Origin of the sequence: Pseudomonas chlororaphis, from assembly GCA_001023535.1 — a bacterium.
Lineage (GTDB): Bacteria > Pseudomonadota > Gammaproteobacteria > Pseudomonadales > Pseudomonadaceae > Aquipseudomonas > Aquipseudomonas chlororaphis_E.
On sequence record CP011020.1, the window covers coordinates 5,984,434 to 6,010,174 of the forward strand.

Sequence of the window (25,741 nt, forward strand, 5' to 3'; positions counted from 1 at the left end):
GCAAACGCAAGAATAGTCTTACATTACGAACTAACTGGTCTTACGCAATACATATACCCGCGTCAGTGCAAAACCGGGCAGGAAATCCTGGTGCCACACCACGGTGAAACCGGCCTTTCGGAATTCGGTCTCGATGTCCGCCTTGCCGGCGAGTTTGCGCGGCGAAGAATGGCCGATCTTCAGACGGCCCTCGATCTGCACCGAAACGATCACCGTGTCGCGGCTGACCCGATAAAACTCGCGCAACAAGGCCAGGCGATGCTCGCTGGCGCTGACGTGCCGAAACAGTTGCAGGCAAAAAATACAATCCACCGCGTTGGCCGAGAGCCCGATGGTGAACGCCGAACTGGGAAACGTCCTGACCCGCTGGAGCAGCGCGCCACCATGGTGGGTGAGCGCGTGCTCGAGCATGTCCGGCGATGGGTCCGCCGCCAGGATCACCCGGTTGGCGTGCTCGGCCAGCACCGGCCAGAACCGCCCGGCCCCGCACGCCACATCCAGCACCAACCCCGGTTCACCAGCCACTTTCAGGGCGTTGCGCACCATGTGCTCATCCCGCCAGAACGCCAGGCGCAGCCGTCGAGGCGCCGGTTGGCAGCAGACCTGCGCATGCTCCTGGTCGTGCTGCCTGGCGAACTCAAGCTCGACGGTGGAAGGGGGTAACGCGGACATACGAACGGCTCTTGGGAAATGGATGACAGACAGGTTAACCGGCGTCGCGTGAAAAAAAGGTGTAGGCACTCATTCGCGCGCCAACACGCCGTCGATGACCGCGCCGCGGCAATTGGCGAACAGGTCCAGGTCCGGGTTGTAGACCTTGCTGCTGACCTCCAGCAGCCCGAGCATCGAATGGAACAGGTTGTCTTGGCTCAGGGGTTTCTCCCGGCTCAGTTGCAAGCAATGGGTGTCGACCGAGAACGCCTTCTGATAGCTGTCGGAAAACCAGGCGAGCATCGCCACGTGCTTCTGTTGTTCCGGGGCGAGCATGTAGGGCGTGCCATGGAGGAACAGGTTGTACTCGCCCAAGGACTCGCCATGGTCCGACAGGTAGAGCATGGCCGTGTCGACCTTGTCCTGGTTGGCCCGCAGCAGGTCGATCAGCGTCGACAGCACATGGTCGGTGTACACCAACGTATTGTCGTAGCCGTTGACGATGCTCTCGCGGCTGCAATTGTTCAGCGCGTTGCTCTCGCACACCGGAGTGAAGTGCTCGTACTCCTTGGGGTAGCGCTTGAAGTACTCCGGCCCGTGGCTGCCCATCTGGTGCAGCACCAGCACGGTGTCTTTGTCGAGGTTGTCGATGAAGTGCTGCAGACCCTGCAACAGGATTTCGTCGCGGCACTCGCTGTTGGCGCACAGCGCCGGATCCTTGAGGTTGCTCACATCCTGCAACGTGACGCGGTCGCAGGTGCCCTTGCAGCCGGATTGGTTGTCGCGCCAGATCACCTCCAGCCCGGCACGTTTGAGCACGTCCAGCAGGCCTTCTTCATTCCTGGCCTTGCTGGCGTCGTAGTTCTTGCGCCCCATGTTGGAGAACATGCACGGCACCGACACGGCGGTCTCGGTCCCGCAGGAATGCACATCGGTGAAGGCGATCAGGCCGGCTTCCTTATCCAGGTTCGGAGTGGTGTCGCGGTTGTAGCCGAGGATGCCGAAGTTCTCGGCCCGGGCGCTCTCCCCCACCACCAGCACCGTCAGGGATTTGCGCCCGTGGGTTTGCCAGGCCGGGTTGCGGCTGGCGTCCTCGCCCACGGCGATGAAGGGTTGCTTGGCCGACGCGACCTGTTCGCGCAAGTAGCCGACGGTCGCCCCGATGTAGTTGCTGGGCACGACCATCAGGCGCAATTCGTGGTGGTTGCGAAACAACGACGACAACCCTTGGTAGTTGACCAACGCGACGCCACCGATCACCGCCGCCGACGCCACGCCGACCAACAACTTACTTAATAACTCCCTTGGCCAGCGACGATAGTTGATCGGTGTCTTGAACAATAACCAGGACGGCACGACACCCAGTAAGACGATGTAGGCAAACAACTTCAGCGACAATAGGTCGCGGACTTCCGTGGCATTGGTTTCGGCAAAGTTGCGCAGCATCCCGGCATCGATCAGCACGCCATACTGCGCCATGAAATAGGCCACGCCGGCGCTGATCATGAACAGCAATATCAACACCGGCTTGAGCAGCGGCCGGAACGCCACGAGCGTCAACACCAGGTTGAAGGCGCAGAAGATCATCACGCCAAAGGCCAGGCACATCAGCAGGCCCCGGGCGTCCGCCGTGGTGATCGCCAGCAAGTGTTGCCAGAGCACAATGTTGAAGCCCACTAACAAGAAGGCACTGGCCACCAGTGTCACCCACTCCGGGCGCACGGCTTTAATAGTCGGCATGATGATTGACGGTTTCCTGAAAGTTGCTCTTTGAAAAAGAAGTGCCGCAGGTGAATGTGAAAAATTCATTCCCTACGGCAACACAAACTTTAAGTAGGCCACCATCAATTTTTCGTGAAAAAGTTGCTATTAAATAATTTTTTAAGCAACACGCCGCACGGGGCGCATGCCCCGCGCGGCTTGCCCGGGCGTCAGGCGTGATGCAAGTACCAACGCCAGTCCTGCTCGCCCACCTCCCCCATGAACTGGCGGTACTCGGCGCGCTTGACCGCTAGATAAACATTGAGAAACTCATCGCCAAACGCTTCCCGCGCCCAGGTCGATGCCTCCAGGGCACTCAGGGTGGTAAGCCAGTCGGTGGGCAACAACGCGGTCGCCTGGGCATAACCATTGCCTTCGACAGGCGCCCCGGGATCGCACTGCTGGCGTATGCCGTGATGGATACCGGCCAATATCGCCGCGGCCGCCAGGTACGGGTTGGCGTCTGCGCCGCAGATGCGGTGTTCGATGTGCCGGGACGAAGCGGGACCGCCCGGCACCCTCAGGCTCACGGTGCGATTGTCCACGCCCCAGGTCGCCGCCAGCGGCGCGTAGCTGTGGCTTTGGAAGCGTCGGTAGGAGTTGGCGTTCGGGCAGAACATCAGCAACGAGTCGAACAAGGTTTCGAGCATCCCGCCCACCGCATGGCGCAACAACGGCGTGCCCTCGGCGGCTTCGCTGGCGAACAGGTTGTGGCCCTTCTCGTCCGCCAGGCTGACATGCATGTGCAGGCCGGAACCTGCCAAGTGGGCGAAAGGCTTGGCCATGAAGCACGCGGCCATGCCGTGTTTATGCGCCACGCCCTTGACCAGCCGCTTGTAGCGCACCGCTTCGTCCATGGCCTGCAAGGCATCGGCGCGATGCTCGAGGGTGATCTCCACCTGGCCCGGCGCGTACTCGGAAATCGCGGTCCGGGCGGGAATCCCCTGGAGCTTGCATGCGGCATAAAGGTCCGCCAGGAACGGTTCGATCTGTTCCAGCTCACGCAAACCATAGACCTGGGTCGCACTCGGGCGAGCACCGTCAGCATCCCGCGCCGGTTGCGGCCGCCCCTGGCTGTCGCGTTGCGCGTCCAGCAGGTAGAACTCCAACTCCGCCGCCATCACCGGGTAATAGCCGTCCGCCTGCAAGGCCGCGATCACCCGGCTGAGCAGGTAGCGCGGATCGGCGACGGTCGCGGGCATTCCCTCCTCGGGGTGCATGCTGACCTGCACCGCAGCCGTGGGGATCAGCCGCCAGGGCAGGCGCTGCAAGCTGCCGCTGAGGGGATAGGCCCGGCAATCGATGTCGCCGACGTCCCACACCAGCCCGGAGTTTTCCACGTCGTCGCCATTGAGGGTCAGCCCGAGAATCGTGCTGGGCAGCGGCCGGCCACTGGTGTAGACCGCCCGCAATTCGTCCCGGTGCAACAACTTGCCGCGAGGCACGCCGTTGTTGTCGAGAATGAACAGCTCGAACAGTTCGATATCGGGGTTTTCGGTGAGGAAGGCGTCGGCGTGCTGCACTGACGCGAAGGGTGTCTTGGCAAGGTTCATCACAAGGCTCGTATGGTCATGTCGGACAGGCGCCCAGGCGCCGTCAACCCGTGCTCGCATGGGCAAGCACCGTGAAGGGATCAACAGGAAATACGGCAGTCCGGAGGCCGGGCATGGCGACAATGCCAGAGTGCCCAGAAGGCCAGTTCCGAAGGCAGCGCGCTCAGCGAGGGCGTCGCGACGCAGCGCGGCCCCAGGGCAGTCGGTGACGAGTACGGGTTTGCTGAAGGCCAACCGTCCATGAGCGCATCACTGAAAAACAGGTCCGAGCAGCGTCCCACGACAACCTACAGACGTTAAACATTGATTTGATGGAGTTCGGATCGGGCCGAGCTAAACAATGAATCATCGACCCGGGCGTTGATCGACGCGTCGTATTCCCTACATTATGTGTCCCACTGCCGACCGTGAAACGGCCTGCCCGGCATTCTCTTGGGACCATCGTTCCGTTACGATCATCAGCCTGGTTTGCGCAAGATCCGCGCAAGGAGCACAGCGAGAGACAGAAAGGATGCTGAACAGTAACTCCCTCAGAAAGCTCGATATGCAAGACCTCATGGTGTTTAGCGCCGTGTACGAGCAAAGCAGCGTCACCGGCGTGTCCGAGGCGCTGTGTGTCAGCCAGTCCACTGTCAGCTACTGCCTGAAGAAACTGCGAACCTGTTTCGAAGACGAGCTGTTTATCAACACCCGCACCGGCATGCGTCCTACCTACAAGGCCGAGGGCATGTACGACCACGTGCGCGCCATTTTGCAAAGCATCAACCTGTGCCACGCCGGTACGCCAACGTTCGATCCGACCCGGCAGGCCATCACGTTCAATATCTGCGCGCCGGAGTATTTCGAGCACGTGATCCTGCCGCAGTTGCTGCGAAACTTCGACTACGCCGACCTGCCCGTGGTGGTCAACGTGCACAAGCTCGAAGCCGATATTCCTGCCGAAGAACTGCGAGACGGCAGCCTCGACCTGGTGATCTGCTTTGGTCCGAACTTCCACAGCAACCACGCCGACTTCAAATCCCGGCAGTTGCTGGAGGAAGAGCTGGTGTGTGTCGTGGACAAGCGGGCGACGCCACTGGAGCCGCAACTGAGCCTTCAATCATTCGTACAGCGCCGGCACGTTTTTCCGACACCCTGGATGTCATCCAGCAACATGGTGGACGGCTGGCTGTCGCAGCAGGCGCACCAGCGCCAGATTGCCGCACGAGCCAACAGCTACAGCGCCGCGCTGAAGATGATCACCGGCACCGACTTCATCCTGACTCTGCCTCGCCGCATCCAGAAACTGCTGGCGAACGAGGCGATCTTCAATCACCACGAAGTGCCCAAGGGGCTGCCGGGTTTTACCTTGAACATGCAATGGAGCCAGGCCGCCGACCAGGACAGCGCCAATGCCTGGCTGCGCGAACAGATCATCAAGGCCTGCGCCGGGTAAGGCGCCCGACGCTCAACGCTCGATCAAGGCCTTGGCGTACGGGCCGCGATCGATGTCGAGGATTTCCGCACACAGTTGCACGGACACGCCTTCCGGCCAAGGACCCAGCTCCTGGATCACCGCCAGCAGGCTGTCGGCCAGTTGCTTCTTGATTTCCGGCGAGCGACCGCTCAACAGCGCCAGCTTCACGTGCACGAAAGCGCGCTCGCCCAGACCGGTGCCGACCCGAAACGTTTCCACCTTCATGGCCCGGCTCTTGATGTCCGACTCCGCCGCGAACTGACCGGACGCCACCAGCGCATTATTGAGGCGCAACAGGGCGACCTCGGGCTTGAGCTCGGGCAGGTTGGCGGTGTACTCCATGTGCAGGTGGGGCATGTATTCGACTCCGGTTCGAGAATGACGAGGTGATGAAACCTGGCAACCATAGCTCGACTTTCGTCTGTGCGGCAGTTTTTTGTTTCGTCGTCCGGCGAGCTCAGGAACGCCCTGGCGCGATGCGTTCGCCCATGAACGCCTCCAGCCGGGATCGCAGCCAGCGCTCGGCCGGGTCGCTGTCGACATGGCTCAGCCAGACCATGGACAAGTCCAGGGTGGGGGTCTTGAAGGGAAAAGGTTCACTGAACAACTGGCCCGATGCGGCCATTGCCGCGGCGGTGTAATCCGGCAGGCTGGCGATCAGGTCCGTGCCCGCCAGCAGCGCCGGTAACGCGCTGTACTGCGGCACGGACAGCACCACCTGGCGCGTCCGACCGATCTCGGCCAGCCACTCGTCGGCAAAACCGGCCACGTTGGCGGTGTGGGACACCAGCACATGCGGGCGCGCGCAGTATTCGTCGAGGGTCAGCGGCGTGTCCGATGCATCGGCGCGCAATACCCGGGGCTGGATGTGTCGCAACAATTTGCGTTTGGCATTGGCCGGCAGCCCACGCGTCTGGCTGATGCCCACGGTGATGTCACCCGATGCCAGCAGGTCGGGGATGCGCCAGTAGTCGACGTGCTGGACCACGAACACGATTTGCGGCGCTTCCTGGCGCAGGCTGCTCAGCAAGGGCGGCAGTAGGCCGAACTCGACGTCGTCCGACAGGCCGATGCGAAACGTCATGGTGCTGCTGGCGGGATCGAAATCGTGTGTCAGGCTCAAGGCCACCGACAGCGAGTCCAGGGCCGGCGACAAATGCCGGATGATCTCCTCGGCTCGGGCGGTCGGCTCCATGCGATGGCCGACGCGAATGAACAGCGGGTCGTTGAACATCTTGCGCAAACGGTTCAGGGCCGAGCTGATGGTCGGCTGGCCCAGGAACAACTTCTCCGCCACCCGCGTGACGTTGCGTTCGAGCATCAGCGTTTCGAACACCACCATCAGGTTGATGTCGGCCTTGCGCAATTCGTTGCGATTCATCCACAGCTCCCAATCCCGAACTGGGTGCAGTGTAGAAACGCCGAGGGTTGCGCGTCTATCCACAAAAGGTCCAAGCGCGGGGTTGCAATCATCCACAGACTCCCACCGGCGATCTACGGTGAACACACATCCCGTGCCCACCAACGACCAAAATGTGGGAGCGGACTTGCCCGCGAAGAGGCCGGTCTAGCCAACATCTCCGCCGACTGACACACCGCTTTCGCGGGCAAGCCCGCTCCCACAAGGGATGTGCGATGAACACAAATCTTGTGTCCGCCAAGGGTCAACCTGTGGGAGCGGGCTTGCCCGCGAAGGGGCCGGGCCTGGCCAACCTCTCCATCGACTGACACACCGCTTTCGCGGGCAAGCCCGCTCCCACCGGGGATCTACGGTGAACACACATCTCGTGCCCGCCAACGATCAATCTGTGGGAGCGGGCTTGCCCGCGAAGGGGCCGGTCTATCCAACATCTCCGCCGACTGACACACCGCTTTCGCGGGCAGACTCCCACAGGCCCGCTCCTACAGGATGAGTATTCAGTTCACTGTCAGGGATTTCAGCCCCAACCCCAGGACTCGCTCATCCGTCCCCAACCCCAGCGCCTTGGGGCTGATGGCATCGGGCAAATGGAACTGCACGCGCACCTGGCCTTCCACTTCCATCGCCTCTCGAATGGCGGGTGTCAGCGGCAGCTCGAGGGTGTTGTCCTGCAAGCGAGTGAGCCGCGTCGACAGCACCGCGATACCATTGATCGAAACCTCGACCCGCTGGCTCGTATGCCGGGGCTGGATGAAGGCCGCCGCTTCAATGGCAATCCCGCGGGCCTGGGGTGGTACGCGTAACACCACCTCAGCCGCCATGCCTTCGGCCCAGGTGCCCCAATCCTCGACACGACCCCAGCCACTGGTCAGCATCGCATTGGCGCGGTTGAACACTTGGCGCTCACCAAGCCGGGCTTGCACATCCAACGTCTCATCGGCAAATGGCCGGCACTGGGCGCAGGACTTCCAGCCCGGTGCCAGGACCACCAAGCCATCGACACGGGTCAGCAGGTCGGTCTGGCGATGAACGGTTTTCGCCGCCAGGAGCGCGGCGCGGCTGTCGAGGATGTACAGCGAGTCCGCCTCATACTCACCGCTGGCAAGCATCTGGTCGGCGCGCCGTTGGGCCTGTTCGATCTCGCGGGTGCCCATGCGCCCCAGGTAAACGCCGTCGGTTCCCAGCCCATGGCTCAGGGCGTACTGACTGGTCAGCAACCAGTTTTCCGGCTGATTCTGCGGCATCAACGTGCGGACCTTCGAATAATGCCCGGCTGCACTGGCCCAGAACGGATCGCTCATCGAGGTCGGCCAACTCGACGCGGCGGGCTGCATCCGGTTCTTGCGCAGGCCAGCCCAGCCGGCATGGGTATCCAGGACCTGGACCACCAGGGCGATGGCCAGCAGGCATGCCGCCGCCCGCGGCCTGTTGCCCCGGATCACCAGGAAGATCACGACAAACACGATGGCGTAGAACACCGGCCAGAACATCCGACCGGCCGCGCGAAACACATTCGCCGCTTGTTCAAGGCTTTTGGGCAGCCAGTAATGCACCTCCAGCAGGCCGATGCCAAGGTGGTTGGTCAGCGAAAAGAGCGTCAGCCCGATCAGCGCCACCAGCAACAACCACCGGTTACGCACGGCCCTGCCCAGCCCCGTATTGCCTTGCAGCAGGGCCACGCCCGCGCAGATCGCCAGCACCAGGATGCCCAAGCCCAGGTAATTGAAGCCTTCGTAATCCCCCGGCCCCTGGGGGATATCCCGCAACACATGCGACCAGCCGCTGGGGTTGACCAGCGACATGACGTTCAGGCGATACAGGCCATAACCGCCCGCCACGGTCCCGCCGCCCACACTGAAATAACCCGCCTGCCAACAGCAGAACGCAACCAGCAGAAACAGGCCCGCCAGCTCGATCCCGGCACGGCGCCGCGACAAAGTGCCCTGGTGGGTTCGGGTCGCCAGGTCCGCCAGCCAGATCAACGCCACCATCGCCAGCAGGTACGCATGCACCAACGCCGTTGCCGCCAGCAACGCCCCCCACGCCAGCCGACTCTTCTCTGTACCGGGGCGCAGCGCCTGGTACAGCGCCGCCAGGATCAGGAAATGCCCGGACAACGACAGGTGCCCGCCCATGCGCAGGAACATCGGCGGCGAAAACACGAACAGGCCGGTCCCCAGCAACCGCACCCACACCGAGGACGACAACAACCCTGTCAGCTTCCAGGCGAACCAGGCCTGCAGGACAAAACAGGCCAGCAACCAGAAACCGAAATACTGGAAAGTGTCCGGGAGCCAGGCGCTGAAAGGTTTGAACATAAACGCCAGCAGCGGGTTGGAATCGGAAAAGATGATCCCGTTGCCCAACTCCAGCCCATAGGAGGGGTTCATGCCCAGTGGAAAAGTCCAGGGCGAATGGCGGAAAAAGGCCCAGCCCATGTAGTGGGTCGCCGCATCGCCCTCCCCCAGCCAGGCAATGTTCGTCGGGTCGAGCACCCGAGGGCCGATGACCAGCAGAAATGCCAGCGCACCCAGCAGCAGGGGCAATAGGGAAAGCGAGTAGTGCCGGCCGCGAGCGGTCATCGATAGGTCCAGAAATTGTGCAGGATGAAGGTAAACACCGGGATGATCAGCGCCACGGCCGCGATGCCCGCCAGGTAGTCCAGGCCGGCGCTCTGGGCCACCCAGGCCACCAGCATCGCCAGCCAGAACCCGCCGATCGACACCACCACGAAACGAGCGAGGGTGCGACCCTGCAACTGGCTGGAAAAACTCCACAGGGTGTTGATCAGGTAGGAAACGAGAGTGGCGACAATAAAGGCGAAACCATTGGCCAGCGGTGGGTTGGCCATGACCAGGTGCATGAACGCCACGGCGGCCACCACGTGTATCGCGGTGACGAGCAGGCCCGTCAGGCCGAAACGCAGGGCACGGCGTAGCAACGGCGAATGCATCCAGGTCACGGCTTCTGCGCCAGGCAGAACACCGTCAGGCCGGCGAGACGATTGGCGCCCATGAACGGGCGCTCCAGGCTGCACAAGGCCTTCAACACACCGTTGACCCACGGATGATGCCGCGCCAGCTGGGACTTGGGCGCCTCGCTGGACGTGCTGCGCTGCACCAGCCGCAGGCCGGCGGCAATGGGGAACACCAGGCCGAAATAATAGGCGCCTTGCTGCACCTGCAACCCGGCCTGCGCCACGACGCCCTCCAATTGCCCGAGGGTATAGCGGCGCTTGTGTTCGAGGAAATCGTCGTGGCCGCTCCAGAGAAACTGGAACGCCGGCACGGTGATCAGGAAACGGCTGCCGGACGGCACCTTGTCGACATAGCCCTTGAGCAACCCGACGTCGTCGTCCACATGCTCCAGCACATCCATCAGCAACACCAGGTCGGCGTCCAGCGTGTCGATGGCGCGTCGATAATGAACCGGTTTGCCGGCGGTGGTGGCATCGGAATCGTCCGGGTAACTGATGTCCACGCACCACGCCTGAGCCGTGTCGGTATGGGTCAGCAGATGGTGGGAAAAAAACCCCGACCCGGCGCCCACATCCAGCAACGTACGGGCCGAAATGCCCTTGAGCAGGTGGCGCATGGCGAGCGCCTTGGAACGGTAATACCAGTGCTGCCCGATATCGGGCCCCAGGATATCGGTTTCCTTGAGATCCACGGTTCAGTCCTTAGGGTCATAGATGCGTCGCACCAGGAACACCGGTCGACGCTTGGATTCGATGTAGGTGCGGCCCAGGTACTCCCCCAGCACGCCGATGCCGATCAATTGCAACCCACCGAGGAACGTGACCGCCACCATCAGCGAGGCATAACCTGGCAAGTCGATGCCGGAAATCAGGGTGCGCAGGATGATGAACACCGCAAAGGCGAAAGACACCAGCGAGACGCACAGCCCCAGGTAGGTCCAGATGCGCAGCGGTTCAGTGCTGAAGCTGGTGATGCCTTCGAGGGCGAAGTTCCACAGGCGCCAGCCGTTGAACTTGCTCTGGCCGGCGGCACGCTCGGGCCTGACGTAATCGACGTAGGTGGTGCGGAACCCGACCCAGGCAAACAGCCCTTTCATAAAGCGCCGGGACTCGGGCAACGTCTGCAAGGCATCGACCACGCACCTATCCATCAAGCGGAAATCACCGACGTTTTCCGGCAGCTTGTGGTCGGCGATTTTATTGTGCAGGCGGTAGAAGCTGTTGGCGGAAACCTGCTTGGCCCAGGAGTCGGAGTCGCGGTTGACCCGGTGCCCCAGCACCACCTCGGCACCGTTGCGCCAGTGCGTGATCATTTCGAGAATGACCTCGGGAGGGTCTTGCAGATCGACGTCGATCGGCACCACCGCCTGGCCGCGCGCGGCTTGCAGGCCAGCGCTCAATGCCGCCTCCTTGCCGAAGTTGCGACTCAGGTCGACAACGCGGATACGCGGGTCGGTCTTCTGCCGTTCCAGCAGCAGCACCAGGGTGTCGTCCACGCTGCCGTCATTGACGAACACCAGCTCCAGGTCCACCAGCGATTCATGGACAAAGACCTGGTCGATCCTGGTGATGAACAAGTCAATGGACTGGACTTCGTTGTAAACCGGTATGACAAGCGAAAGCGCTAGACGTCCTTGCAGATCCGTTCCTGGATATTCAGTCACTTGATGGCTCTTTTTCTTATAGTGTTTTCGGACCTGTCGGACAGCCCCACCTCAGGTTACCGGCCCCCAGGCCCTCATTGGAGGAGGCCCGTGTCGAACCGTATTAAGCAGGACCGGTCAGGGCAACGCAAGGATGAAACCGGAACTTGCCACAGACTCGCCGGCCGCAACATGACTTGTTTTCCACTCATGGTCGAGCCGTTTGCCAGAGCCTGCGCCCGGACATACCTGATAACCAATGGAAACGATTTTCACGTAGCCAAATCCGGCCGCTTGGCTAGGCTGTGAGCCACATGTGCACCACATGTCTTGACTGAATCATCGCAGGGAGCGAATCGATGTATTTTGAAATCTACCGGCAAACCCGCGGCACCCTTTGCACCGGAAAAGGCCAATGGCGCTGGCGCTTGAGGGCCGGCAACCATGAAACGATCGCCAGCGGCGAATCCTATGTGAACAAGGCCGACTGCATGCATGCCATCGGGCTGATCAAGAACGTCCAGGGCGAGACACCCGTAAAGGAGATCTGACCGTTGGAGGGCTCCAGGACGCACGATCCCGGGGCCACGGCCTCAAACGCGGAAACGCCCCGTCAATTGCGCCAGGTTCTTCGACAGGGTGGAAAGCTGCTGGCTGGCCTGCATGCTCTGGGCGGAATTCTGCGCCGCTTCGTTGGACAAATCACGGATATCGGAAATATTGCGGGCGATTTCCTCGGTGACACTGCTCTGCTCCTCGCAGGCGTTGGCGATCTGCGCAGCCATGTCGTTGATCCGCTGGATCGAGCCGCTGGTACCGCTGAGCACCTGATCGACCCCGGCGGCCTGCGCAACACTGTCGCGGGCCTTGCCGCTGCCTACCTGCATGGCCTGGACGGCCTTGGCGACGCCCGATTGCAGGCGTTCGATGCGAACCTGGATGTCCTTGGTCGAATCCTGGGTGCGCGCCGCCAGGGCCCTGACTTCGTCCGCTACTACAGCGAAACCGCGGCCCTGTTCGCCGGCCCGAGCGGCCTCAATGGCTGCGTTCAGCGCAAGCAGGTTGGTCTGCTCGGCAATCCCGCGGATGACCTCCAGCACGGCGCCGATGCTGGAAGTTTCCTGGGCCAAGGCCTCGATGGTAGACGACGCACTTTCCACTTCCTGGGCGAGTTGCCGAATCGAGTCGATGGTGCTGTTGACCACCTCGGTGCCCTCACGGGACTGGCTGCTGGCCTGCTGTGCGGCGTCGGACGCGCTCACCGCATTGTGGGCCACCTCGTGTACGGCGGCGCTCATCTGGGTCGCGGCGGTGCTGACCTGGTCGAGGGCGGCATGTTCACTGCTGATCAGTTGATCATTGGTCGCCGCCATCTTCGCCATGGCGCGTGCCGCTGAATCGACCTCACCGGACACCCGGCCCACCTCGGCAATCAGCGGTTGCAGCTTGTCGAGGAAACGGTTGAAAGCACTGCCGAGCTGGCCCAGCTCATCCGCCGAGCCCACCTCGAGGCGCCCCTTCAGATCGCCGCCGCCCTCGGCAATCTGCTCGACGCGGTGCAGCAAGCGCCGCATCGGACGCAACACCACCAAGGGCAAGACCGCAATCAACACCATGCAGCCGAGCAATCCAATCAACAGAATGCCGCCCTGCTGCACTCCCACCGCTTCACCATGATCAATTGCCGCCTGCCCCTCGCGTTGCGACGCGGCATCCTCCAACTCACCGAGCTTGTCGATGGCATCGCGCATGGTATCGAACTTACTTTCACCCTCGCCGAAACTTAGGGCGCTGGCCGCCTGTGGATTGCTTGCCGCCTGCTCGACCACCTGCCGTGACAGTTGCGACCACTGGGCAAAGCGGTCATTGAACTGACTGACCAGCGCCATCGCATCGGCCCCCGGTTGCATCGAGGCGTATTTCTGTACGCGATCATAAGCCTGCTTCAGGTTGTCCCGATGACTGGCCCGCAACGCCTCCAGATGCTCCCCCGCATTGCCCCCCAGCAGGCTGCGTTCGGCGACAAACGCCTGGTAAAGGTCGCGATCGGCGTTGAGCAGCAGGCTGATCGCCGGCAGATAACGGTTGGTCAATTGCGTGCTCGACTCCGTCACCTGGCCAATGCCCCGCATCCCCGACCACCCCATCAACACCAGCAACAACGCCAGGAAAGCAATGGGCAGGGTGATTTTCCAGCGAAAGCCCAGATCGGCGAAGAACCGTGGCATGAGGTCACTCCTTTTTAGGGTATGTCTTACCTATCGGCAGGCAAGCCTTCTGCTAGAGAGACATTAGCGCAATTGTCACAGGGTGGTGACATGCACAGAGGATTACGCTGGGAATTGGCGTGGCGAGGGCGCTTGCCCCCCGCAGGGCTGTGAAGCGGTACCTTTAGTATTCGACCTTGAAGGGTCACGGCGGCATGCGGCGATGGGTATTCAGCAGGTGATCGATCTGGGCGAACTGCTGGCAAATCGGGTAGCGGGTAGCGTTGATCAGCGCTAGCCCCAAGTCCGTGGCGTTGTGACGAGATCACCGCCTGAAAATCAAACGCCAGAAACGAAAAAGCCCCTGAAATGTTCATTTCCAGGGGCTTGGTGCTATCAATTATGTCAAAACAAGAGCTTGGTCAGACTCGACGGTTGGCGACTTCATAAACTTCATCGTCGCGTCTTGCGCCTACACACAGGACCAAGATAATTTCGGTGCCGTTGATGCGATAGACGATGCGTACATCACCCGTCCGAATTCGGCGATAACCGGCAAGCGCTCCACGAAGGGCCTTACCGATCTTCTCGGGCTCTCCTTCTGAAATACGCTCGCGTATCACCTTCAGGATTTGTTTCGCCTTGGCATTGCCCAGCTGTTTCAAGTCATGTTCAACATCGCGGTGAAATCGGACGCTCCATTTCATTAGCTGCTGCCTACTTGAAGCAAGCCTCCATACTCTCAAGGCTTACCGTGTTCTGTTCGTCCAAGGTTGCCAGACGCTCGATGGCCAGGCGCTCGGCACGCAGATCCTCAAGCTCATCCTGCAGGGCTTGATAGGCATCTACGCCTACCAACACAGCAGCCGGCTCGTTGTCTTTGAAAATCACCAGGTGGGTGACCTCCCCACTGGTGACTTCCTTCAATTTCGCACTGAAACCGCGAACCATCGCGGTAGCGGAGACTGCCTGCTCAGCTCGGTCTAGAAGTGCACTCATGCGCTAGTTGCCTCAATTCATTTGTTAACGTCGCTGCTTAGGCGCGCACCCTGAGTATACGTAAAGTAATGCGCAAAACAATGCGCACTAGAATCACTCAAACCCGAAAAACGAAAAAGCCCCTGAAATGTTCAACCATTTCAGGGGCTTAATCGTATTCAATAATGGCGGAGAGATAGGGATTTGAACCCTAGGTACTGTCGCCAGTACAACGGATTTCGAATCCGTCCCGTTCGGCCACTCCGGCATCTCTCCAGTGGCGCGCATCATACCAGCACATTCGCCGGAAGCGAACCCCCGAGCGAAATTTTTTCCGTGCTATCAGATGCTTGCGTCGTTTACAGCGGCACACCCAGGCGTTGGGCGACTTCTTCGTAGGCTTCGATGACATCACCGAGGCCTTGGCGGAAGCGGTCCTTGTCCATTTTCTTCTTGGTGGCCTTGTCCCAGAGGCGGCAGCCGTCCGGGCTGAATTCGTCACCCAGGACGATGGAGCCGTCGCTGAATACGCCGAACTCGAGCTTGAAGTCCACCAGCAGCAGGCCGGCGTCGTCGAACAGCTTGCTCAGCACCTCGTTGACCTTGAGGGACAGTTCCTTCATGCGCGCCAGTTGCTCGGCGGTGCCCCAGCCGAATGCCACGACGTGGGATTCGTTGATGAACGGGTCGCCCTTGGCGTCGTCCTTCAGGAACAATTCAAAGGTGTAGGGGTTGAGCTTCATGCCCTCCTCCACGCCCAGGCGCTTGACCAGGCTGCCGGCAGCGTAGTTACGCACGACGCACTCGACCGGGATCATGTCCAGCTTCTTGACCAGGCATTCATTGTCGCCCAGCAGCTTGTCGAACTGGGTCGGCACGCCGGCGGCTTCGAGCTTCTGCATGATGAAGGCGTTGAACTTGTTGTTCACCATGCCCTTGCGGTCCAGCTGTTCGATGCGCTTGCCGTCGAACGCCGAGGTGTCGTTGCGAAACAGCAGGATCAAACGGTCGGCGTCGTCGGTCTTGTAAACCGACTTGGCTTTGCCGCGGTAGAGTTCTTCACGTTTTTCCATGATGGGCTCCGCTTGCTAAGTAGTGGGCTAGGCGATATGTCGCCAGTCGAGCCCTGAATCTTGATCGGCCAGTTGCAGCCAGTCCGGGTCGCACCCAAGGGTGTCGACAAAACATTGCCGGGCCAGCTGCGGCAGGTTGTTCTTGCTGCTCAGATGGGCCAGGACCAGGTGTTGCAGGCCTTGCCAGCCCAACTCGGCCACCAGGAACGCGGCCTGGTGGTTGTTCAAATGTCCGTGTTCCTCGCCGACCCGCTGCTTGAGGAAATACGGGTAGTACCCGCGCGCCAACATGTCACGACAGTGGTTGGACTCGATCATCAAGGCATCGAGGTCGCGGTAACTGTCCATCACCCTGTCGCAATACGAACCCAGGTCGGTCAACAAGCCGAAGCGCCGCTCGCCGTCACTGAACACATATTGCGTCGGCTCACGGGCATCATGGGCCACACTGACCACACTGATGTCCAGGCAGCCGATGCGCAATTGCTCGCCACCGGCCACGAACCCCGCCGGTTCGATGGGCTTGCGCAGGCCGCCGAGGGTCCCACGGCTCAGGTACACCGGCAGATTGTAGCGCCGAGACAGCAAACCCACGCCATGCACGTGGTCGGCATGTTCGTGGGTCACGAGTATCGCGCTCAGTTGCGCCGGATGCACACCCAGGCGCAACAGGCGCTTCTCGGTTTCCCGCAGGGAGAAACCACAATCGACCAGCACATACGTACCGGCGCTGGCGACCAGCGTGCCGTTCCCTTGGCTACCGCTGCCGAGAACGGCAAAACGCATCGGATCAGCCCAGGTTGTCCTGAATCACGCTCAACACTTTACGAGCCACTTCGGCCGGCGCCACGGTGTTGATGTTCTTCTCGACGGTCACCTGGACGCTGTCACCCACCTTGCTCAGGCGAACCTGATAGCGCTCGGCACGGGCTTCAACTTCGTCCTTGTCCGGCTTGCTGCCGAACAGGCCACTGAAGAAGCCCGGCTTCTCGTCTTTCTTCTCGGCTTTTTCGGCGAGGTTGATGTAGTACAGGCCCAGGCTGCGGTTGATATCTTCAACTCGCCATTCGCCCTGCTCCAATGCACGGCCAACACTCGACCAGGCACGGTCCAGGTCGGAGCCGACGTTGAGCACCGGGTTGCCGCTGCCGTCTTCGCTCAGGCTGACGCGGCTTGGCGTGTCGTAGTCGCGGGTGGCGAGCATCGAAACCGAACCCCCCTGCTCGGCGGTACGGCTCATGCTGGCCAGCATGTCATCGACCAGTGCTGCGTCGAGGCCGGTGTTGACCGAACGGTTGGTGAAGGCCACGTCGGCGGTGCTGCCGGCAGGACGCTCGGCGCTGACGACATAGATTTCACTGGTGTTGCGCTGCACGCCAGGCTCGATGCGCACCCGCACGCGGGTTTCGGCGTCGGATGCGACACCGGCGGCGCTCAGGCGCTTGCCCATGGCCGCGGACAGTTCATCGGCGCGCTGCCAGGTGGTGGTGAATTCGCCGGTCTGCGGGCGTTGTTCATCCAGGCGGAAACCGTTGTCCTGGAAGAACTGGATTGCCACGGGCCAGACTTCAGCCGGTGGATGCTGGCCCATGACCCAGCTGGAATCGCCACTTTTCTGCAAGGTGTAGTCGCTGGCCTCGGCCACGGCCGACAGCGGCTGCGGGCGTGGGACGACGTATTCGCCCTTGGCGGTGTCGTCGGCGACGTTGCGCGGGATCGGCAGCAGCGGATCCAGGCGCTTGGCGACGTTGACGTCTTGCGGCAATTGCATCGGTGCAGTCTGTTGCGCCTGCAGGTAATCGCTACCACGGTCGCGGAAGTAACCTTCCGGCCCCCAGATCCATCCGCAGCCGCTGGTGCTGGAGATAATCAAGGCAAGTGCGGAAAGTCCGGCCATTCGCTTCATGCGTTGTACTTCCTCAATTAAACCAGGACGCCGGACTGGCGCATGGCCTGCCGCAGCGGTTCATGACAGGTGTTGCTCAGCCAGGTCAGTGGCAGGCGGATACCCTCGTGCATCAGGCCCATTTCGACCAAGGCCCATTTCACCGGAATCGGGTTGGCCTCGATGAACAGGTCCTTGTGCAGCGGCATCAGTTTTTCGTTGATGGCCCGGGCGGTCTCGGCGTCGCCCTTGAGCGCGGCCTCGCACAGGTCGGCCATTTCGCGCGGGGCGACGTTGGCAGTCACGGAAATGTTGCCCTTGCCACCCAGCAGGATCAGCTCGACGGCGGTCGGGTCGTCACCGGACAGCACGAGGAAATCCTCGCTCACGCCATCGAGAATCGCCTTGGCGCGCTTCATGTCGCCCGTGGCTTCCTTGATGCCGATGATGTTCGGCACGGTGGACAGGCGGATCACCGTCTCGGCCTGCATGTCGCAGGAGGTGCGGCCGGGAACGTTATAGAGGATCTGCGGGATGTCGACGGCTTCGGCAATGTGCTTGAAGTGCTGGTACAGGCCTTCCTGGGTCGGCTTGTTGTAGTACGGGACAACCAGCAGGCAGGCATCGGCGCCGGCTTCCTTGGCATTGCGGGTCAGTTCGACGGCTTCGCGGGTGGAGTTGGCGCCGGTGCCGGCGATGACCGGGATGCGGCCATTGACCTGCTTGACCACGGCCCGGATGACTTCAATGTGTTCGTTGACGTCGAGGGTGGCCGACTCGCCGGTGGTGCCGACGGCGACAATGGCATGGGTGCCGTTTTCAAGGTGGAAGTCCACGAGTTTGCTGAGGCTGGCCCAGTCAAGATGCCCTTGTGCATCCATGGGTGTGACCAGTGCCACCATACTGCCCGCAATCATGAAACCGCTCCTGCCGGAAAAAGAGAGCGGTAATGGTACTGGCGCCAAGATGCTTGTACAAGCGAACTACCATTCCCCTTGGCGATGGTTTTCGCTACCCTTCAGGCTTTGATCGGTACCGATAAGCTCGTACGCCGGTTTCCAGCCTCCGTTTTCGTCGCCACAAGCCCCGATCCTGCGTTTGTCCCGGTCCGTTGCTGCCATCGCGGAACACGGCGCAACCCCGGACACTGGGCCTGGGCCGTGCGCTTTTCCGGGGCCTGGCGCCGTACCGGGCTGTAAAAAGTACCGACCGCTCATCGCTTTAGGAATGCTGCATGTCCACCCCCACAGTCCGCGAACAATTCCTTGTTATCAGTGCCCTTGGCGCCAACCCCATGGAGCTGACTAACGTCCTGTGCCGCGCCAGCCATGAAAATCGCTGCGCCGTCGTGACCTCACGCCTGACTCGTCACGGCGAATGCAGTGCGCTCGTGCTGGAAATTTCCGGCAGCTGGGACGCCCTCGCTCGCCTGGAAGGCAGCCTCCCCGTGTTGGCGAAGAAGCACGCCTTCACCGTCAACGTGGTGCGCAGCGCCGCGTTGGAGAACCGTCCCCAGGCTCTGCCCTACGTGGCCTACGTGAGCTCGGCCTACCGCCCGGACATCATCAACGAGCTGTGCCAATTCTTCATGGACCACCACGTCGAGCTGGAAAACCTGACCTGCGACACCTACCAGGCACCCCAGACCGGCGGCACCATGCTCAATGCCACGTTCACCGTGACCCTGCCGGCCGGCACCCAGATCAGTTGGCTGCGCGATCAGTTCCTGGACTTCGCCGACGCGATGAATCTGGATGCGCTGATCGAACCGTGGCGTCCACAAAACCCAATGTAAGGAAGCGTTCATGGCCGTTGCCGTCGACCAACCGGTTACCGATTTCCAGGCGCCCGCCACCAGCGGGCAGACCATCAGCCTCGCGGCCCTGAAAGGCAAGCAGGTGGTGATCTACTTCTACCCGAAGGACAGCACGCCGGGCTGCACCACCGAAGGCCAGGGGTTCCGTGACCTGTACCCGCAGTTCCAGGCCGCCAACACCGAGGTGTTCGGCGTCTCCCGGGACAGCCTCAAGTCCCACGAGAACTTCAAGTGCAAACAGGAATTCCCGTTCGAGCTGATCAGCGACAAGGACGAAGCCGTTTGCCAGCTGTTCGACGTGATCAAGCTGAAAAAACTCTATGGCAAGGAATACCTGGGCGTGGATCGCAGCACCTTCCTGATCGACAAGGACGGTGTACTGCGCCAGGAGTGGCGTGGTGTGAAAGTGCCGGGGCATGTGGATGCGGTGCTGGCGGCAGCCCAGGCGCTCGACAAGGCCTGAGGTTCTCGCTGCACTGTACTGGCGCCATCGCGAGCAAGCTCGCTCCCACACTGGATTGGTGGTGTTAATCAATCCCTGTGGGAGCGAGCTCGCTCGCGATGGCGCCATCAACCTCACCGACTCATTCAGATGTGACCGCTACAACAACGGCGCCACCACCGGCTCCTTGCTCGGCCACGCATCCAGCACGGCCTTGAACAGCGTTGCCAGGGGAATGGCGAAGAACACGCCCCAGAACCCCCACAACCCGCCGAACAGCAGCACCGCGCAGATGATCGCCACCGGGTGCAGGTTCACCGCCTCGGAAAACAGCAGCGGCACCAACACGTTGCCATCCAGGGTCTGGATGATCCCGTAGACCGCCATCAGGTAAATGAACTGATCGCTCCAGCCCCACTGGAACAGCGCAATCAGCGCCACCGGCACGGTGACGACGACGGTGCCCACGTACGGCACCACCACGGAAACCCCCACCAGCAAGGCCAACAGCGCCGCGTAGTTGAGCCCCAGGGCCACGAAGCCGATGTAGGTCACGCCGCCGCAGATGAAAATCTCGATGACTTTGCCGCGAATGTAATTGGCGATCTGGCGGTTCATTTCCTGGGCCACCCGAGTGATCAGCGTGCGCTCGCGAGGCAGGTAGCCCCGGACCCAGCGCCCGATCATTTCCCGGTCCTTGAGAAAGAAGAACACCAGGATCGGCACCAGCACCAGGTAAATCATGATGTTGACCAGCAGCGGCAGGCTGGACAGTGAAAACGTCAGCGCCCACTGACCGAACTTGCCAATCTGCCCGCGCACCACCTCGATGGTCTGCAGTACCTGCTCGTCGGACACCAGGTGCGGATAACGCTCGGGCAGCAGCAACAGCAGCGACTGCCATTTGGCGAGCATCCCCGGCAACTCGTTGAACAGCGTCACCAACTGGTGCCAGAGCAGCGGCACGATCACCACGATGAACAGCACCAGCAAGCCCATGAACAGGGCGAACACCAAGCCGACGGCCACGGCGCCCGGCAAACGCAGGCGCTCCAGGGTGGTGACCAGGCCCTGCATCAGGTACGCCAGCACCATCCCCGCCAGCACCGGTGCCAGCATGCCGCCCAGGGTGAGCACGGCGGTGAAGGCCAGGAACAGCAGGACAGCCAGGACCACCGCCTCCTCATCGGAGAAGTAGCGTTGAATCCAGTCGCGTAACACCTTGAACATTAAAAATCCTTAAGAAGCGTCATCGATTGCTCAGGCCTTTTTCAGCCAGTAACGGTAAACGCCGTTATCGTCTTCTTCACGCAGCAGCGTATGACCGGCCAACCGAGCGAAGGTGCGGAAATCACGCTGGGAGCCCGCATCCGTGGCGGTCACCTTGAGCACCGCGCCACTGGCCAGCCGATTGAGTTCCAGCTTGGCCTTGAGCAACGGCAACGGGCAGTTCAGGCCGCTGGCGTCCAGTTCGGCATCGTGGGCTACAGCATCGGTCATCGGTTCACTCCGCGGCAGGTCGTTGAGCCGCCTAGAATATCTGGTCCCGGGCCCGGTGTCCGGCTACAGTAAGGTCTTTGTCGACTAAGGCTTCGTGCATGACATTTCTGCGCCCCACCCTGCTGACGCTCGCTTGCCTGCTTGCCTCACCGGGCTTCGCCGACGACCTGCCGTCACTTGGCGACGCCAGTTCTGCCATCGTCTCGCCGGAACAGGAACACCAGCTGGGTCGCGCCTGGCTGGCCCTGTTGCGCAGCCAGGTGTCCCAGCTCAACGATCCACAGCTCAAGGATTATGTTGAAACCAGCGTCTACAAGCTGGTGGAAACCAGCCAGGTCAATGACCGGCGCCTGGAGTTCATCCTGATCAACAGCCCGCAACTCAACGCCTTCGCTGCGCCGGGCGGGATCGTCGGGGTCAACGGCGGCCTGTTCCTCAACGCCCAGACCGAAGGCGAATACGCCTCGGTCATGGCGCACGAACTGGCGCACTTGTCGCAACGCCACTTCGCCCGCGGCGTCGAAGCCCAGCAGCGCATGCAAGTGCCGATGATGGCGGCGCTGTTAACCGGCATCGTGATCGCCGCCGCCGGTGGCGGTGACGCCGGCATCGCCGCCATCGCCGGGACCCAGGCAGCCGCCATCCAGGAACAGCGGCGCTTCTCCCGCCAGAATGAACAGGAGGCCGACCGTATCGGCATCCTGAACCTGGAGAAGGCCGGCTACGATCCGCGCTCCATGCCGACCATGTTCGAGCGCCTGATGCGCCAGTACCGCTTCGACGCCCGGCCTCCGGAGTTCCTGCTGACTCACCCAGTGACCGAATCCCGGATCGCCGACACCCGTAACCGCGCCGAACAGGCCAAGCCGGGCGGCATCGAGGACAGCGTGCGTTATCAACTGATTCGCGCACGCGTCCAGTTGATCTACGAAGAAACCCCGGGCCTGGGCGCCAAGCGCTTCCGGGCGCAGCTGGATGAGAACCCGAAGAACGACGTGGCGCGCTATGGCCTGGCGATCGCGCAGATCAAGGGCGGCCAATTGAACGAGGCCCGGGAAAACCTCAAGCCGCTACTGGCCAAATCACCCAACGAAATCATCTACAACCTGGCCCAGGTTGACCTGGACATCACCAGCAACAAGCTGGCCGACGCACAATCGCGCGTCGATCGGATGCTGACGCAATACCCAGGCAACTACCCCCTCAACCAGGTACGGGTCGACCTGCTACTCAAGCAAAACCGCCCCGCCGACGCCGAGAAGGCCCTGGAAACGCTGCTCAAGTCCCGCCCGGACGACCCGGACGTGTGGTACATGGTGGCAGAGACTCGCGGCTTGTCGGGCAACATCATTGGCTTGCATCAGGCGCGTGCCGAGTACTTCGCGCTGGTTGGCGACTACCGCCAGGCCATCCAGCAACTGGACTTCGCCAAACGTCGCGCCGGCACCAACTTCCCGCTGTCGTCACGCATCGACGCCCGGCAACGGGAGCTCATGGAACAGGAACGCATGGTCAAGGACATGATGGGGTAAGGCTGCGACGCCAGGTTTACGGCCCAGCACAGCTCCCTTGTGGGAGCGGGCTTGCTCGCGAAAGCGGTGGGTCAGCTTGCAATGATGTTGAAGGTGCTGACCCTTTCGCGAGCAAGCCCGCTCCCACAGGGTCATGGGCTCGTCACCCATCTGCGTGGCAGGCAGTATTTACCACGCATAAAAAACCGCCTCTCTTGAGGCGGTTTTTTCATTGCGGCGCTAACCGGTCATTCGGCCAGCTTGAAGGTGATGAAACTCGCACGTCCCTGACGCAGGACCCGCATCGACACCGAGCGATTCTTCGGCAGTGCCTTGGCGATATCGGTGAACTCCTTGGCCGAACCGATGGCCTGGTTGTTCAGGTGAGTGATGATGTCGCCTGGTTGCAAGCCGATCAGGGCCGCAGGACCGTCCTGCACTTCCTTGATCACCACGCCGCCCTGAAGCTCCAGGGTGCGCTTCTGCTCTTCGGTAAGCTCGGCCACTGCCACGCCCAGTCGATTGCTGCTGCGCTCGACACCGGATTTGGTCTGCGAATCCAGCTCCTTGCCTTCCTCGGGAATGGCCCCGACGGTCAGTTCGACATTCTTGCGCTTGCCTTCGCGGATCACTTCCAGATTGGCCTTGGCACCGGCCTTGAGGGCGCCCACCAGGTGCGGCAGGTCGGCGGACATGATGATCGGCTGGCCGTTCATGCTCAGGATCACGTCACCCACTTGCAGGCCGCCCTTGGCCGCCGGCCCCCCTTCCTGGATCTGCGCCACCAGCGCACCGGCTGGTTTTTCCAGCCCGAACGACTCGGCCAGGTCCTTGTTCACTTCCTGGATGACGACGCCCAGCCAGCCACGGCTGACCTTGCCTTCGCTTTTCAGCTGGCTCGACACGTCCATGGCCACGTCGATCGGGATGGCGAAGGACACGCCCATGAAGCCGCCCGACCGGGTGTAGATCTGCGAGTTGATACCCACCACTTCACCGGCAAGGTTGAACAGCGGGCCACCGGAGTTACCCGGGTTGATCGGCACGTCGGTCTGGATGAAGGGCACGTAGTTCTCGTTCGGCAAGCTGCGCCCGATGGCGCTGACAATGCCTTGGGTCACGGTGTGGTCGAAACCGAACGGTGAACCGATGGCCACGACCCACTGGCCGGCCTTCAGGTCCTGGGATTTGCCCAGCTTGAGCACGGGCAGGTCCTTGCCGTCGATTTTCAGCAAGGCCACGTCGGAGCGTGGGTCGGTGCCGATCAGCTTGGCCTTGAGTTCACTGCGATCAGCCAGGCGCACCAGGATCTCATCGGCGTCGGCGATCACGTGGTTGTTGGTCAGGATGTAGCCATCAGGCGAAATGATGAAGCCGGAACCCAGGGATTGCGCCTCACGCTGGCGACCGCCACCCGGCGACCGCGGTTGCGGCGGCATCCCGCGCTCGAAGAACTCGCGCAGCATCGGCGGCAGGCCTTCGAGGTCCGGCATCTGCTGGTCCGATACCCGACGATCCGGCAACTTCTGGGTCGTACTGATGTTCACCACTGCGGGCGACGCCTGCTCGACCAACTGCGTGAAGTCAGGCAACTCGGCTGCCACGGCAGGGACAGCCTGGCCGAGCACAAGCACGGTGGCAAAGATGGAGAGATAGGTTTTCAAGCGTGGTATCGACATACGGCTCCCGTTACGACGAGCATGGTTAAGCGATATGGAGCAAGCAATACCAGGGAAAGATACGCCGGTATTTTTGTTCCGCAAACAGACAAGGCCAGGGCCGAGCGGCTCTGACCTAATAGAAAAAAAACCGTGTTTTTGCAAATGAAAATGCTGACAGGAAGTTTCGGCATTTCGATCAGACCCCGGCGCCATCAGCCTTTCGCGCATTCAGGCCACCCAGCCAATACGCTACTGGGTCGCCGTGACATCGGAACGCATGGACAGCGCGATCCGCTCCGCCGTCCCGATGGGAATCTCGCCAACCACCGTGACCATCATTTCGCCCTGGGGCGTGGTGAGTCGACGGGAGACGGCGGCCGTCGGGCCGAGCTGAGTGCGGGTATCGGTGGCGTTGGCGCCATTCAATGGCTCAAGGAACACCGAGAAGCGCGCCAAGCCATCGTCGTACATCAGGCTGTTGACCAGGACCTTGGTGTCCGGGTCCTTGCGCGCGGTACTGCTGGCCAACTCGAAGCCCGGCGGCAGCCAGTCCGAGTGCCAGGAGGCTTTCACCGCAGCGGCCTTGTCCGGGTCCTGTGCAACCACCTTACAATCAGCCGAGGCCTGCAAATCGGCCTCCGCCGGCGCGGCAACGTTCATGCGCGTGAACTGGAACCGTTCGAGCAGTTGCCCCTTGTCATTGAGCAACAAGGACTTGAGCGGCAACCCCGTCTCTTTGTCCAGGTGCAGTTCGAAGCCGTAGCGATGCTGGTCCTTGGGCGTCAACGCCACAATGACCGCCGGACGCCCAGCCACACGCGACTTGCCAATGACGGCAAGGTCATACCAATTCTTGAGTTTTTGCGGATCGAGCGCCCGTGCAGTGCCGTCTGGCGTATTGCCCAACCCCGCGATCAGCGAGCCGCTGACGCATTGAGTCCGTCCATCAATGCGCACGACTTCCTGTGCCGAGCCGTCGAGCTGGAGTAGCCGCTCGCGGACCTTGCCATCCTGGACACGATGCCAGATGTTGTGGGTAGAGAAACTACCGTTGCGCTCGTAAACGAAAGTGCCCTGGAAGCTTTGTTGCTGCTCGGCCTGGCCCAGGCGGTTCAACCAGTCCTGAGCCTCATCGGCATAGGCTGGAACCGTACACCAGCCTCCCAGCAACAGCGCGAATAAAGGTATGGCGCGCAATGGTCGTCCT

At 61.6% G+C, this 25,741-nt stretch carries 25 protein-coding genes and 1 tRNA gene; 5 read left to right on the plus strand and 21 right to left on the minus strand.

From position 1 onward, the window contains the following. Positions 1 to 30 precede the first annotated feature (30 nt). The 3 genes from VM99_26105 to VM99_26115 all read right to left on the minus strand — a co-directional run bounded on the left by VM99_26105 (position 31) and on the right by VM99_26115 (position 3,965). Positions 31 to 672: an SAM-dependent methyltransferase gene (locus tag VM99_26105; GenBank protein ID AKK01362.1), complete on the minus strand. Its 642-nt coding sequence runs from the start codon at positions 670 to 672 to the stop codon at positions 31 to 33. Positions 673 to 741: 69 nt separating this feature from the next. Further along, the gene (locus tag VM99_26110; protein ID AKK01363.1) at positions 742 to 2,391 is read right to left on the minus strand and encodes a membrane protein; all 1,650 of its coding nucleotides are present in this window, start codon (positions 2,389 to 2,391) and stop codon (positions 742 to 744) included. A 191-nt stretch (positions 2,392 to 2,582) separates the two neighbouring features. Continuing rightward, positions 2,583 to 3,965, minus strand: coding sequence for a glutamine synthetase (locus VM99_26115; protein ID AKK01364.1), 1,383 nt, complete (start codon positions 3,963 to 3,965; stop codon positions 2,583 to 2,585). A 511-nt stretch (positions 3,966 to 4,476) separates the two neighbouring features. Here VM99_26115 and VM99_26120 point away from each other — a divergent pair. Then, positions 4,477 to 5,400, plus strand: coding sequence for a LysR family transcriptional regulator (locus VM99_26120; GenBank protein ID AKK01365.1), 924 nt, complete (start codon positions 4,477 to 4,479; stop codon positions 5,398 to 5,400). Between the two features lie 12 nt (positions 5,401 to 5,412). Here the strand turns inward: VM99_26120 and VM99_26125 are convergent, their stop codons facing one another. The 6 genes from VM99_26125 to VM99_26150 form a co-directional block, all read right to left on the minus strand. Next, the gene (locus VM99_26125) at positions 5,413 to 5,778 is read right to left on the minus strand and encodes a 5-carboxymethyl-2-hydroxymuconate isomerase (GenBank protein AKK01366.1); all 366 of its coding nucleotides are present in this window, start codon (positions 5,776 to 5,778) and stop codon (positions 5,413 to 5,415) included. A gap of 100 nt (positions 5,779 to 5,878) precedes the next feature. Further along, a complete protein-coding gene (locus tag VM99_26130; GenBank protein AKK01367.1) occupies positions 5,879 to 6,802 on the minus strand; it encodes a LysR family transcriptional regulator in 924 nt (307 codons plus the stop codon). A gap of 536 nt (positions 6,803 to 7,338) precedes the next feature. Beyond that, positions 7,339 to 9,423 carry a membrane protein gene (locus tag VM99_26135; protein AKK01368.1) on the minus strand — a complete coding sequence of 695 codons (2,085 nt, stop codon included), beginning with the start codon at positions 9,421 to 9,423 and terminating at the stop codon, positions 7,339 to 7,341. After that, a complete protein-coding gene (locus VM99_26140) occupies positions 9,420 to 9,794 on the minus strand; it encodes a sugar translocase (GenBank protein ID AKK01871.1) in 375 nt (124 codons plus the stop codon). Before VM99_26140 ends, VM99_26135 begins: the two co-directional genes overlap by 4 nt. Before the next feature lie 5 nt (positions 9,795 to 9,799). Continuing rightward, on the minus strand, positions 9,800 to 10,510 hold the full coding sequence (locus tag VM99_26145; GenBank protein AKK01369.1) for a methyltransferase: 711 nt from the start codon (positions 10,508 to 10,510) through the stop codon (positions 9,800 to 9,802). A gap of 3 nt (positions 10,511 to 10,513) precedes the next feature. Continuing rightward, positions 10,514 to 11,482: a bactoprenol glucosyl transferase gene (locus VM99_26150; GenBank protein ID AKK01370.1), complete on the minus strand. Its 969-nt coding sequence runs from the start codon at positions 11,480 to 11,482 to the stop codon at positions 10,514 to 10,516. Positions 11,483 to 11,820: 338 nt separating this feature from the next. Here VM99_26150 and VM99_26155 point away from each other — a divergent pair, with 338 nt between their 5' ends. Further along, a complete protein-coding gene (locus VM99_26155) occupies positions 11,821 to 12,012 on the plus strand; it encodes a hypothetical protein (protein ID AKK01371.1) in 192 nt (63 codons plus the stop codon). Positions 12,013 to 12,054: 42 nt separating this feature from the next. Here VM99_26155 and VM99_26160 read toward each other — a convergent pair whose 3' ends face one another. The 8 genes from VM99_26160 to VM99_26195 form a co-directional block, all read right to left on the minus strand. Then, complete coding sequence (locus VM99_26160) at positions 12,055 to 13,689, minus strand: chemotaxis protein (protein ID AKK01372.1); 1,635 nt, start codon at positions 13,687 to 13,689, stop codon at positions 12,055 to 12,057. A gap of 401 nt (positions 13,690 to 14,090) precedes the next feature. Beyond that, the gene (locus VM99_26165; protein ID AKK01373.1) at positions 14,091 to 14,375 is read right to left on the minus strand and encodes a plasmid stabilization protein; all 285 of its coding nucleotides are present in this window, start codon (positions 14,373 to 14,375) and stop codon (positions 14,091 to 14,093) included. A 10-nt stretch (positions 14,376 to 14,385) separates the two neighbouring features. Then, complete coding sequence (locus VM99_26170) at positions 14,386 to 14,667, minus strand: Phd-YefM (protein ID AKK01374.1); 282 nt, start codon at positions 14,665 to 14,667, stop codon at positions 14,386 to 14,388. Between the two features lie 165 nt (positions 14,668 to 14,832). After that, positions 14,833 to 14,922 (minus strand) — tRNA-Ser (locus VM99_26175). 83 nt (positions 14,923 to 15,005) lie between these two features. Further along, on the minus strand, positions 15,006 to 15,719 hold the full coding sequence (locus tag VM99_26180; GenBank protein AKK01375.1) for a phosphoribosylaminoimidazole-succinocarboxamide synthase: 714 nt from the start codon (positions 15,717 to 15,719) through the stop codon (positions 15,006 to 15,008). A 27-nt stretch (positions 15,720 to 15,746) separates the two neighbouring features. After that, on the minus strand, positions 15,747 to 16,505 hold the full coding sequence (locus VM99_26185; protein ID AKK01376.1) for a beta-lactamase: 759 nt from the start codon (positions 16,503 to 16,505) through the stop codon (positions 15,747 to 15,749). A gap of 4 nt (positions 16,506 to 16,509) precedes the next feature. Beyond that, positions 16,510 to 17,625: a lipoprotein gene (locus VM99_26190; GenBank protein ID AKK01377.1), complete on the minus strand. Its 1,116-nt coding sequence runs from the start codon at positions 17,623 to 17,625 to the stop codon at positions 16,510 to 16,512. Between the two features lie 17 nt (positions 17,626 to 17,642). Beyond that, entirely contained in the window at positions 17,643 to 18,521 is an 879-nt protein-coding gene (locus VM99_26195; protein AKK01378.1) for a dihydrodipicolinate synthase, read from the minus strand. 317 nt (positions 18,522 to 18,838) lie between these two features. Here VM99_26195 and VM99_26200 point away from each other — a divergent pair, with 317 nt between their 5' ends. After that, the gene (locus tag VM99_26200) at positions 18,839 to 19,399 is read left to right on the plus strand and encodes a glycine cleavage system protein R (GenBank protein ID AKK01379.1); all 561 of its coding nucleotides are present in this window, start codon (positions 18,839 to 18,841) and stop codon (positions 19,397 to 19,399) included. A gap of 10 nt (positions 19,400 to 19,409) precedes the next feature. After that, positions 19,410 to 19,883: a peroxiredoxin gene (locus VM99_26205; GenBank protein AKK01380.1), complete on the plus strand. Its 474-nt coding sequence runs from the start codon at positions 19,410 to 19,412 to the stop codon at positions 19,881 to 19,883. A 138-nt stretch (positions 19,884 to 20,021) separates the two neighbouring features. Here VM99_26205 and VM99_26210 read toward each other — a convergent pair whose 3' ends face one another. Both VM99_26210 and VM99_26215 read right to left on the minus strand, forming a co-directional pair. Next, positions 20,022 to 21,092 carry a permase gene (locus VM99_26210; GenBank protein ID AKK01381.1) on the minus strand — a complete coding sequence of 357 codons (1,071 nt, stop codon included), beginning with the start codon at positions 21,090 to 21,092 and terminating at the stop codon, positions 20,022 to 20,024. Between the two features lie 30 nt (positions 21,093 to 21,122). Next, complete coding sequence (locus VM99_26215; protein AKK01382.1) at positions 21,123 to 21,362, minus strand: response regulator SirA; 240 nt, start codon at positions 21,360 to 21,362, stop codon at positions 21,123 to 21,125. Positions 21,363 to 21,460: 98 nt separating this feature from the next. Here VM99_26215 and VM99_26220 point away from each other — a divergent pair, with 98 nt between their 5' ends. Next, positions 21,461 to 22,894 carry a peptidase M48 gene (locus VM99_26220; protein AKK01383.1) on the plus strand — a complete coding sequence of 478 codons (1,434 nt, stop codon included), beginning with the start codon at positions 21,461 to 21,463 and terminating at the stop codon, positions 22,892 to 22,894. A gap of 227 nt (positions 22,895 to 23,121) precedes the next feature. On the opposite strand, the gene VM99_26225 is transcribed toward VM99_26220, so the two are convergent. Together VM99_26225 and VM99_26230 are read right to left on the minus strand one after the other, a co-directional pair. Further along, the gene (locus tag VM99_26225; GenBank protein AKK01384.1) at positions 23,122 to 24,552 is read right to left on the minus strand and encodes a serine peptidase; all 1,431 of its coding nucleotides are present in this window, start codon (positions 24,550 to 24,552) and stop codon (positions 23,122 to 23,124) included. A gap of 231 nt (positions 24,553 to 24,783) precedes the next feature. Further along, on the minus strand, positions 24,784 to 25,731 hold the full coding sequence (locus VM99_26230) for an RNA polymerase sigma-H factor AlgU (GenBank protein ID AKK01385.1): 948 nt from the start codon (positions 25,729 to 25,731) through the stop codon (positions 24,784 to 24,786). Positions 25,732 to 25,741: the final 10 nt, after the last annotated feature.

Coding starts and splice junctions, on each gene's coding strand:
- VM99_26130 (AKK01367.1), bottom strand. CDS start 6,802: ATGAATCGCAACGAATTGCGCAAGGCCGACATCAACCTGATGGTGGTG.
- VM99_26115 (AKK01364.1), bottom strand. CDS start 3,965: ATGAACCTTGCCAAGACACCCTTCGCGTCAGTGCAGCACGCCGACGCC.
- VM99_26125 (AKK01366.1), bottom strand. CDS start 5,778: ATGCCCCACCTGCACATGGAGTACACCGCCAACCTGCCCGAGCTCAAG.
- VM99_26195 (AKK01378.1), bottom strand. CDS start 18,521: ATGATTGCGGGCAGTATGGTGGCACTGGTCACACCCATGGATGCACAA.
- VM99_26190 (AKK01377.1), bottom strand. CDS start 17,625: ATGAAGCGAATGGCCGGACTTTCCGCACTTGCCTTGATTATCTCCAGC.
- VM99_26200 (AKK01379.1), top strand. CDS start 18,839: ATGTCCACCCCCACAGTCCGCGAACAATTCCTTGTTATCAGTGCCCTT.
- VM99_26165 (AKK01373.1), bottom strand. CDS start 14,375: ATGAAATGGAGCGTCCGATTTCACCGCGATGTTGAACATGACTTGAAA.
- VM99_26120 (AKK01365.1), top strand. CDS start 4,477: ATGCTGAACAGTAACTCCCTCAGAAAGCTCGATATGCAAGACCTCATG.
- VM99_26215 (AKK01382.1), bottom strand. CDS start 21,362: ATGACCGATGCTGTAGCCCACGATGCCGAACTGGACGCCAGCGGCCTG.
- VM99_26110 (AKK01363.1), bottom strand. CDS start 2,391: ATGCCGACTATTAAAGCCGTGCGCCCGGAGTGGGTGACACTGGTGGCC.
- VM99_26225 (AKK01384.1), bottom strand. CDS start 24,552: ATGTCGATACCACGCTTGAAAACCTATCTCTCCATCTTTGCCACCGTG.
- VM99_26185 (AKK01376.1), bottom strand. CDS start 16,505: ATGCGTTTTGCCGTTCTCGGCAGCGGTAGCCAAGGGAACGGCACGCTG.
- VM99_26135 (AKK01368.1), bottom strand. CDS start 9,423: ATGACCGCTCGCGGCCGGCACTACTCGCTTTCCCTATTGCCCCTGCTG.
- VM99_26205 (AKK01380.1), top strand. CDS start 19,410: ATGGCCGTTGCCGTCGACCAACCGGTTACCGATTTCCAGGCGCCCGCC.
- VM99_26210 (AKK01381.1), bottom strand. CDS start 21,092: ATGTTCAAGGTGTTACGCGACTGGATTCAACGCTACTTCTCCGATGAG.
- VM99_26105 (AKK01362.1), bottom strand. CDS start 672: ATGTCCGCGTTACCCCCTTCCACCGTCGAGCTTGAGTTCGCCAGGCAG.
- VM99_26220 (AKK01383.1), top strand. CDS start 21,461: ATGACATTTCTGCGCCCCACCCTGCTGACGCTCGCTTGCCTGCTTGCC.
- VM99_26160 (AKK01372.1), bottom strand. CDS start 13,689: ATGCCACGGTTCTTCGCCGATCTGGGCTTTCGCTGGAAAATCACCCTG.
- VM99_26180 (AKK01375.1), bottom strand. CDS start 15,719: ATGGAAAAACGTGAAGAACTCTACCGCGGCAAAGCCAAGTCGGTTTAC.
- VM99_26170 (AKK01374.1), bottom strand. CDS start 14,667: ATGAGTGCACTTCTAGACCGAGCTGAGCAGGCAGTCTCCGCTACCGCG.
- VM99_26155 (AKK01371.1), top strand. CDS start 11,821: ATGTATTTTGAAATCTACCGGCAAACCCGCGGCACCCTTTGCACCGGA.
- VM99_26140 (AKK01871.1), bottom strand. CDS start 9,794: ATGCATTCGCCGTTGCTACGCCGTGCCCTGCGTTTCGGCCTGACGGGC.